Annotated in this window: 1 protein-coding gene; it reads right to left on the bottom strand. The window is 51.4% G+C overall.

Translation table 11 applies throughout. From position 1 onward, the window contains the following. Nucleotides 1–979 (bottom strand): PKD domain-containing protein (locus GO755_RS41215; protein WP_198175095.1); only part of this gene is annotated, 979 nt, incomplete at both ends.

The following is a 979-nucleotide window of genomic DNA, read 5'->3' as shown; positions in this document are numbered from 1 at the left end:
AGGGGCCTCACGGAGTTGGTTGCAACTGGTTTGCCACGTGAAGATAGACGTGGCAGGTTGGTTTTGAGCGATTCCTGCATTGGTGAGTTTGGCATAAGCTGGCTGGATCAATTCACCGGGAGCAAGAGCAACTCCGTCAGGGCCGACGTTGAAAACGCCCCCAAAACCAGAAATGATGACCCGGTTCCCATCGGGATCAGTAGCCGTAACAGGTTGGGTGATGAGTGTTCCCGCTTCGGCGCAGAGGTCAGGAATGGGCTGGATAATAGGGCGTTTATTGGCATTGTCGACAACAATGATTTGCATATCACGGGTAATCTCGCCAATGAGTACTCCGTTTCGCCATTCTTCAATAATGAACGCAAAATTATATTGACCAACCGTTCCGGGAGCATCCCAGCAGAGTTCACCTGTGATGGGGTTGATGGTGAAGGTAGGGGCACCCCCCGATTCACTGGACGTGCTAAAACGAGTCGGGTCCTGATAAACTGAAATATCTTTCCCCTGACAGCCAGTGGTTGTCTGCGATGTTTTGGGCACACTGAGTCGGTAGGCGAGACTATCGCCATCGGCATCGAAGGCAGCTGGGTTGTGACAGAATTTCTGCCCCACCCGCCCCGAGTCCAGAGGGGGGTTGAGCATGACGGGGGTAGAGTTGGTCAACAGGGCCGCATTGATCAGAATTGTCGTAGAAACGAAGAATGCAATATTTTGCGACTCGCCTGCTGGTGGTAAATTGATCGTGCCCTGATTCCGGTTCTGAACGGTTACACCAATCGTGTATGTTCCTGGGCCAGGATAGGTATGCGTTGTGGTATAAACGTCAACGGATGAGGTGTTGCCATTAATGAACTTTCGGCTAGATCGTTTGACCTCAGCCGTTGAGCCATCTCCAAAACAGAAGGTATACGCATCTGCCTGGGTGGCAGCAGCTCTCCCTCCAATTTCATCGAAATAGGCTGTAAACGTAATTTGATAG

It is taken from the genome of Spirosoma arboris (genome assembly GCF_009754945.1).
Lineage (GTDB): Bacteria > Bacteroidota > Bacteroidia > Cytophagales > Spirosomataceae > Spirosoma > Spirosoma arboris.
This window is presented reverse-complemented; position numbering and strand designations above follow the sequence as displayed.